The sequence below is a fragment of the Psychrobacter sp. Ps7 genome, from assembly GCF_022129225.1.
GTDB lineage: Bacteria > Pseudomonadota > Gammaproteobacteria > Pseudomonadales > Moraxellaceae > Psychrobacter > Psychrobacter immobilis_A.
Window position 1 is genome coordinate 20,910 of sequence record NZ_JADQAH010000039.1, and the last position, 8,219, is coordinate 29,128.

Annotated in this window: 6 protein-coding genes; 3 read left to right on the forward strand and 3 right to left on the reverse strand. The window is 43.6% G+C overall.

Going from position 1 to position 8,219, the window contains the following annotated elements:
- Positions 1-108 precede the first annotated feature (108 nt).
- Complete coding sequence (locus tag I3257_RS11740) at positions 109-591, forward strand: hypothetical protein (RefSeq protein ID WP_238049852.1); 483 nt, start codon at positions 109-111, stop codon at positions 589-591.
- A gap of 37 nt (positions 592-628) precedes the next feature.
- On the opposite strand, the gene I3257_RS11745 is transcribed toward I3257_RS11740, so the two are convergent.
- Together I3257_RS11745 and ybaK are read right to left on the reverse strand one after the other, a co-directional pair.
- Entirely contained in the window at positions 629-1,003 is a 375-nt protein-coding gene (locus I3257_RS11745; RefSeq protein ID WP_087813857.1) for a 5-carboxymethyl-2-hydroxymuconate Delta-isomerase, read from the reverse strand.
- 107 nt (positions 1,004-1,110) lie between these two features.
- Positions 1,111-1,599 (reverse strand): Cys-tRNA(Pro) deacylase, encoded by a 489-nt coding sequence (ybaK, locus tag I3257_RS11750; RefSeq protein WP_238049853.1) that lies wholly within the window; start codon positions 1,597-1,599, stop codon positions 1,111-1,113.
- Between the two features lie 258 nt (positions 1,600-1,857).
- On the opposite strand from ybaK, the gene plsB reads away from it, so the two are divergent.
- The gene (gene plsB / locus I3257_RS11755; RefSeq protein WP_238034396.1) at positions 1,858-4,671 is read left to right on the forward strand and encodes a glycerol-3-phosphate 1-O-acyltransferase PlsB; all 2,814 of its coding nucleotides are present in this window, start codon (positions 1,858-1,860) and stop codon (positions 4,669-4,671) included.
- Between the two features lie 144 nt (positions 4,672-4,815).
- On the opposite strand, the gene ettA is transcribed toward plsB, so the two are convergent.
- Complete coding sequence (gene ettA / locus I3257_RS11760) at positions 4,816-6,477, reverse strand: energy-dependent translational throttle protein EttA (RefSeq protein ID WP_238034395.1); 1,662 nt, start codon at positions 6,475-6,477, stop codon at positions 4,816-4,818.
- Between the two features lie 437 nt (positions 6,478-6,914).
- Between ettA and I3257_RS11765 the strand changes: the two genes are divergently transcribed.
- Complete coding sequence (locus I3257_RS11765) at positions 6,915-8,138, forward strand: iron-sulfur cluster-binding domain-containing protein (RefSeq protein ID WP_238049854.1); 1,224 nt, start codon at positions 6,915-6,917, stop codon at positions 8,136-8,138.
- Positions 8,139-8,219 lie beyond the last annotated feature (81 nt).

Consider the following 8,219-nt stretch of genomic DNA (forward strand, 5'->3'; position numbering starts at 1 on the left):
CTAAAAGTACAGCCGTTCTCATTAAAGCCTATCGATAATAAATATACATCATAGATGAGGGTTAATGAGTAACTCATTATAGATAAACGGCCATTTTAGGAGCCAATCATGTTATCCACTGATTATCAAAAAACTTCTTTAGCCTCATCATTTATACGAGTGCTACTGCTCAGTACAGCACTGATCAGTTTTAGCGCAACTAGTGCTACGGAGCTGGCTGAAAACCCTGACACTCCTATTAAATTTGCCCAAGGCGCGATCAGTAGTACGGTCACTGGCAAATTAAGCCCCAATGAAGATGAGCGCTGGTATCGCTTTGATGCCACCAGCTGGCAATATGCCGTTATTAATATTGCAGCACTTACTGGTACGCCGGAGACAGCCAATGTCGGCGTATTACATATGCCAAACGGTACGCAAGATGGCAGCAAAGGCGGTATCGTGTATCAAGGCTGCCTACCCGCAACCGGAGAATATCGCTTACGTATTGCCCGCAACTTGATGGCGACTGAAGGCAAAACGGCTGGTTATAAGGTTGAGATAATGATATTACCCACGTATGCCAGTAAATCGCTATGTGAGTACTTATAACAATTGATGAATCGTTGTTTCGGACGATATCAGCATTTTAGCTACCCAGCATTTTTTTATGATACACCGCGCTAATTTCTTCAACTTCCACACATATCTGTAAGGCTGCTCGCCCTGATTGCTCTGCGCCTATCTCCTGCTCTATCGTCGTCACCAGCAGCCCTGCTAGCTGATTACGAATAACCATGTCACGACCAGTCATTAGTTTTAGATGCGCATAAATAAAGCCATACGCCTGCTCATCATCTTCAACGCCTACCAAAAACGTCTCAATGGGCACGATCCGTGCTTTAATATCAGTCGGCGTGCCAAAGTGCCCACTGTCCCATAACGCTTTATTTAAGGCTTTAAGCAATGATTCTTCATGAGCAATACTGACATTGGGCGTCATTTGAATGGTTAGATGTGGCATGAATATGTCCTTATAAAATATGAGTGAGGGAGTAAAATATTAGCCATCGTTTCAGGATTGATTGAACAGCCCGTCAGCGGCAACGATTTTTAGTCATCAGTAACTTTTTAGTCATCAATAATAGTACTAAAGCAAGCAGCAAGGGTCTCAGCTAATTGTGCTGGTGGCAGCTCAAGTTCTAAACCACGGCGACCACCACTGACGTAAATCGTTGTCTGCTCTGCAGCCGAGCTGTCTATGATAGTCGGCAAGCGCTTCTTTTGTCCCAATGGACTGACGCCGCCTAGCACATAGCCCGTACTACGCTCTACCTGCTTAGGATCCGCCATTTGCACTTTTTTGCAGGTCAGCAATTTATTTGAAGATAGCGCCTTAGCCATTTTTTTAAAGTTTAACGTTTTATCCACGGGTAAGATAGCAACGGCAAGCGCACCAGTCTCTGTCGACACCACCAAGGTTTTGAACACTTGTGACACATCCACGCCTAGCTTTTCTGCCGCCTCTAAGCCAAAAGAGGCGGCATTACTGTCATGGACATAGTCGTGTAATTGATAGTTCAGAGCGCGTTGTTTGGCAAGATTAATCGCTGGTGTCATAATATTTCAGCTTATATCAATAATATGAAAGGGTAGATTTAAACATAATTATTCTATAGTGACTCTTGGTTGCCGCCGAACTATTATTGCGCTAAATACATTAACTTTCAATTATTTGAGCTTATTAAGAGCGGCTTAACTCACTATATAGTAACCAGACCGTATTAATATTAGCAGTATATACAGACACTATATATCGCTTTGATGGCTTTTATGGCATCATAAGCGCAACATATTTGACTATTTTTGATACTGATTATGATACCGAAGTTCTTAAAAAAACGGATTTTTAAAGCGCCAGTCACAACCGACAGCGCTTCTAATACTGACGTCAATCCAATCGCCCCCAAGCCTTATTCCAATGCGCCGATTAATCAAATTTATCGCAAGCTATCGGGGCAGCTACTCGATGTCGCTGTTAAACCTAAGTTATTGGGTGAATTACCTGAGTTCGATACAGACGATCAAACGCTCAGATTTTATGTGTTGCAAGATTATTCGCGCTCCAACAGTATTTTGATTGACCTGCAGACGCAAGAGCACAATTTACCACCAGCATTGGTTGGGGTACATGATGCCGCCCATAATATCAAAGAAAACGCAGCCATCATATTTTTGAACCATCCAAGCGCCAAAGACAGTCAGCTATCGCCGCGCCTGTCACGTTTGGTGTCTGCTGTTTTGCAATATCCAGAGCTAAAAGTACGCTTGGTGCCCGTCTCTATTTTATGGGGACGCGCCCCAGAAAAAGAGGATTCACTGTTTAAGCTGCTGACCGCTGACAACTGGCAAGACCCTAGCATCACCAAGCAGCTCTTTAATATCGGAGTAATGGGACGTGACACCTTTGTACAGTTCCATCCACCTCAAGATCTACGTACCCTTATCAATGATAGCCTTAAAGGTGATGAAGAAGGGTTTTCTATTTTTGATTCACTAGCCGTTGATTCAAAAGAGAACTCTATAAAAGAAGATGATGTAAAAGAAGGCACTGTAAAAGAAAGTCCTGCAAAAGACAGTAATTTAGACATCACGAGTAGCGTGGGCGATGCTGACGAAGCACCAAATTATGCTTTGGTAGCGACCGCTGACAGCAATCGTGAACTGGTACGTATGCTACAGCAGAGGCTTACGGTTTATTTAGACAAGCAGCGTGCCAGTATGCTCGGTCCTGATTTATCAGACAGACGCAACTTAGTAGACAAGCTGGTGTATTCACCAGCTATCAAACATGCGATAGAGGCAGAAGCAGTAGAATCTGGTATCAGTGTACGTGAAGCCCGTGTCTTGGCTAAAGGTTATGCCAATGAGATGGTCAATGACTATTCACATTCCATCGTGCGCGGTTTTTATAAGTTTTTAACGTGGTTATGGACGCAACTCTATGATGGCGTAGAAGTCCATCATTTTGAGCGCGTACGTGAGCTTGCAACTGACTATGAGCTGGTTTATGTGCCTTGTCATCGTAGCCATGTCGATTATCTATTGCTATCTTATGTCATCTACAAGCGTGGTCTGAGCATTCCTTATGTCGCTGCTGGTGACAACCTAGATGTACCCGTATTAGGGCCATTATTACGCGGCGCGGTTGCCTTTTATATACGTCGTAGCTTTCGTGGCAATGCACTTTATACCGCCGTCCTCCGCGAATATATGCACACCCTTATTACGCGTAACACACCGATTGAATACTTTATCGAGGGTGGTCGCTCGCGTTCAGGACGTTTATTACCACCGAAGATGGGCATGCTAGCAATGACAGTGCACAGTCAATTACGTCATTCTGAGAAGCCAGTGGTTTTCATTCCGACTTATATCGGTTATGAACGTATTATGGAAGGTGGCACCTATATTGGTGAGTTAAAAGGCAAGCCAAAAGAATCTGAATCTTTACTAGGCTTACTCAAGGTTGGTCGTAAAATTGAGCGTATCTTTGGTAATGTACATCTAAGCTTTGGCACACCGCTGCATCTTAGCGACTTTATGACAAAATTCGATGTGCCAGCCAATAGCTTGCCAACGGATCGCACCGATACCCCGCTCGATGATAAAGCCAGCGCGATGGTCGATAACATCGGCGTCAAAATCATGCAGCACATCAATAAGGCGGCGGTTGTGACGCCCGTTTCGTTATTATCATTGGTATTATTATCAGCGCCTAAAGCGGCTTTAGATGAAGAAATCTGCCGTGAGCAAATTGCTCTCTATCAAGGTCTTGCTCAGCAGTTGTCCTACTCAGATGATACCGTTATTACAGATATGAGTCCGCAGCAAATCATTGATTATGGTATCAAGCTAAAGCTCATTGAACGTACGCCGCATATCTTAGGCGACATCATTCAGATTGCCGGCAAGCAAGCGGCATTGCTCAGCTATTTCCGTAATAACATCCTTCATGTCTTTATTCTACTGTCTTTTTTAGCCGCCTTAGTGGCGCGTAACGGTCGTATCGAACGCAGTCGTTTGGACAATATTGCTAAGCAACTCTATCCATTTTTACAAAGCGAGCTGTTCTTATATTACCCAGCACATGGCTTGGCTGATACCCTGAACAAAAAAGTCGACAGCTTACTCTCGCATGGTCTAATTGTAGAATTGAGCGATGGCGTACTCAGCGTCCCTGAGTCAAACAGCAAATGCTATCAGCAGCTGCAAGTGCTAGCGACGCCTGTCGGACAGAGCCTTGAGCGTTACTTTATGACGCTTGCCCTACTCGCCCAGCAAGGCTCAGGCAATCTAACTGAAAGCGAAGTCGTTGATCTGTGTCATCTGCTGGGTCAGCGCCTGTCTGTACTATATGCAGACGATATTCCTGATTTCTTTGACCGCGCCTTATTCACCAGCTTCATCAGTGCCTTGACTCGTCTCGATTACTTGCAAAAAGATGATGAAACCGGCGTATTGACCTTTGATCATCGTATCAATGATATTGCTCGTCATGCTAAGTACGTGCTAACGCCTGATATGATGCAGATTTTGCAGCAAGTCGCCAGCTTAGATGAAGAAGAAATTACTCATGCGATTACTGAGATTAGTAATAAAAAGCAGCGTAAATTTGGGCGTAAGCGTTAATTTGTAACCAGCTACAATATTTAATGAGCTAAACTGAATATATTGAGCAAAAAAAGACCTCTAATTGATTAGAGGTCTTTTTTTATCTTTGAATTTGAAATTTCTAAGTAGTTTTTTTTAACAACTACTTTTTAAATAACAGTCCTAGGTCGAAATCTTTTTATATTTCATACGCTTAGGAGTGGCAGCATCACCCATCGTCTTTTTGCGATACGTTTCAAACTCAGAATAGTTACCATCGAACCAAACTGGGCCTTCCTCTTCGAACGCCAAGATATGAGTCGCGATACGGTCAAGGAACCAGCGATCATGCGAGACGACCATGACCGTACCTGGGAAGACCTGAATCGCATCTTCTAGCGCACGTAAGGTTTCAATGTCCAAATCGTTTGACGGTTCATCAAGGAGCAAGACGTTCGCGCCCTGCTTCAATGTCTTCGCTAGCTGTAAACGGTTACGCTCACCACCAGACAATTGACCGACGTGCTTTTGCTGATCCGAGCCTTTGAAGTTAAAGCGACCGATATAAGCACGACTTGGCGTGGTGTAATCGCCAACCGTAATAATATCAAGACCGTCAGACACTTCTTCCCAAACAGTTTTGCTGTCATCTAAGTTGTCACGTACCTGACCAACATAAGCGACTTTAACACTTTCGCCCAAATCGACTGAACCCGTATCTGGCGTATCACGCTCAGTAATCATGTTAAACAGTGTGGTTTTACCCGCGCCATTTGGTCCGATGATACCGACAATCGCACCAGCTGGCACGTTAAAGCTTAGGTTTTCATAAAGCAGACGATCACCAAATGATTTGGAGATGTTATTCACTTCAATGACTTTATTACCTAAACGTGGACCGGGCGGAATATAAATCTCAGCTGTCTCATTGCGCTGCTGGAACTCTGTTGAGTTCAACTCTTCAAAGCGCTGTACACGAGATTTAGACTTGGCTTGTTGACCTTTTTGGTTTTTGCGAATCCAATCCAGCTCTTTTTTCAGTGCTTTAGCAAATGACTCTTCTTGCTTATTCTGCTGCTCTAAACGGGTGTTCTTTTGTTCGAGCCACTCAGTATAGTTGCCTTCATACGGATAACCATGGCCACGATCTAGCTCCAAAATCCACTGAGCGACGTTGTCTAGGAAATATCTATCATGGGTAATAGCAACGATTGTACCGCTATAGTTCTGCAAGAACTGCTCTAACCATGCAACAGATTCGGCGTCCAAATGGTTGGTTGGTTCGTCAAGTAACAGCATATCAGGGCGTGACAATAGCAAACGACATAGTGCCACACGGCGTTTTTCACCACCAGACAGCTTACTCACATCCGCATCCCAAGGTGGCAGACGTAGGGCATCGGCGGCTTTTTCAAGCTGGGTATTTAAGTTATGAGCATCCCACGCTTGAATGATGTCTTCCATCTTGCCTTGTTCTTCAGCAAGCTTATCAAAGTCAGCATCAGGCTCAGCGTATTCTGCATAAATGGCATCTAAACGAGCAAGTGCATCTAATGCTTCACGCATACCGTCTTCGACGTTACCACGCACGTCTTTGCTGTCATCAAGCTGTGGTTCCTGCGGCAAATAACCAATTTTGGTGCCAGTTTGCGCGCGTGCTTCACCACTAAATTCAGTATCCACGCCCGCCATAATGCGTAGCAAGGTTGATTTACCTGAACCGTTAATACCTAGGACACCGATTTTGGCACCTGGGAAAAATGATAAGTTGATATTTTTTAAAATTTCACGCTTAGGCGGAACAAGTTTTGACACGTTGTTCATCGTGTAAATATATTGAGCCATTAACACTCCGATAGACTGCATAAAAGAGGCAAGCGAATCATACTTAGCAATGATGCCAAGCGTGCTGCACCTCAAAATCAGGGTTACAAATTATAAGCCATTATCGCATTGTGGCGCATACCCTGCAAGCCAACAGATTGTTTTAACGATTGTTTTACGGCTTTTGTCACAGAGTGCTCAGCTTTCTAGCTAAAAGCGGTAACGAAACCTACTATATAACCGTTTCGCTTAACATTCTGACTTATAACTGTTTTATAAAGACCACAAAAAATAGCATCAAAACTTTCGCAAATTTAATCAATAGCCGTTAGCATGTTAGGATATCTTAACAAATTAAAGCGACCTGACCTAAGTGATATCCGCTAAATTGGCGCACAGGTGAACACACTATTTATGATATCAATCATTTTGATAATATTAACAAAGGTATTGATAATATGACCAACGGCTATCGCCCTGAAATTATTCAACGTGCGTTTGTCGATTTTATCGGATCGCGCCTACATCCTTTTTGGTCATTGACGACGCCGAAGCTGCGTCTTGTTGCGCGGTATACCCTTAGCGATGACTTAATAGCGCTCAGATTTGAGACCAATCATGCTTTTCGACGGCAATTAGTGGGTTCGCAACGTGGTTGGCAGGGTGGTCAACATCTTAACTTAAGCGTTCTTATTGAAGGTGTGTATCATCAGCGCAGCTATTCATTATTAGGTCTGGCGCACCAACCGCTCTGGTGGCACGACATTACTACTGGCAACAGTATTAATAGTGGCGCTCGCAAAAAGCAACCACCTTATCTTGCGATTACCATTGCTATTAAGCCGCAAGGCTTGGTTTCGGATTACTTAACCAAACATATGGCACTTGGCAGTGTCATTAACAGTAGTGTCCCTAGTGGCTCTTTCACTTTGGCACAATCATCTATAACGGTACAGACAAAATCAGCTGCCGAAAAATCTGCTTCTTTATTATTTATCGCAGGTGGCAGCGGTATTACGCCCATGTTAGGGCTCATCACGCAAGCACTGGACAACGGACATCAGGTGACGTTGCTATATTACAGTCGCACTGAAATGCTCCCGTTCAAAAACCAATGGCAACAACTGAGCACAGCGTATCCAGCTTTCACCTATCATCTGGTCAATACCGAGAAAGCTGATACTTATTTGGCGGGCAAGCGACATTTGAGCGTAGACAGTTTGTTGGCATTAAACCTACCACTGGCAGATACGCAAATATTTGCATGCGGGTCACAGACTCTGTTGACTGGCTTATATAAAGCAGCGGCAGAGATAACCTTACCGCACAATAAAAACCTGCGCGATAATATCATTGTAGAAAACTTTGGTCATGCGTCGCCTGATTTCAATTTTGATAACAAACAGGCGCTCGATAGCAAAAAACACGCAGCGCAACATACTGTTTATTTACGGGCGAGGCAACGGCAGTTTGATAGTAGCACGACATTATTGAATGCCGCAGAGGACGCAGGAATTCGCTTAGCGCATGGTTGTAGACAAGGTATCTGCCAGTTGTGTCGCTGCAATAAAGTCAGCGGTGTGGTCAAAAATATTCACACAGGAAAAATAAGCAGTGATGGTTATGAATCTATTCAAACTTGCATCAACATTGCCATGACTGATGTGGTGCTAGATATTTAGCAACACGATGATAAAAATAAATACTCATAAATACTCATAAATACTCATAAATACTCATAAATACTCATAAATACTCATAAA

What these genes read in the sequence shown, in the direction of transcription:
- I3257_RS11740 (WP_238049852.1), top strand. Translation starts at nt 109, where the DNA reads ATGTTATCCACTGATTATCAAAAAACTTCTTTAGCCTCATCATTTATA.
- I3257_RS11745 (WP_087813857.1), bottom strand. Translation starts at nt 1,003, where the DNA reads ATGCCACATCTAACCATTCAAATGACGCCCAATGTCAGTATTGCTCAT.
- ybaK (WP_238049853.1), bottom strand. Translation starts at nt 1,599, where the DNA reads ATGACACCAGCGATTAATCTTGCCAAACAACGCGCTCTGAACTATCAA.
- plsB (WP_238034396.1), top strand. Translation starts at nt 1,858, where the DNA reads ATGATACCGAAGTTCTTAAAAAAACGGATTTTTAAAGCGCCAGTCACA.
- ettA (WP_238034395.1), bottom strand. Translation starts at nt 6,477, where the DNA reads ATGGCTCAATATATTTACACGATGAACAACGTGTCAAAACTTGTTCCG.
- I3257_RS11765 (WP_238049854.1), top strand. Translation starts at nt 6,915, where the DNA reads ATGACCAACGGCTATCGCCCTGAAATTATTCAACGTGCGTTTGTCGAT.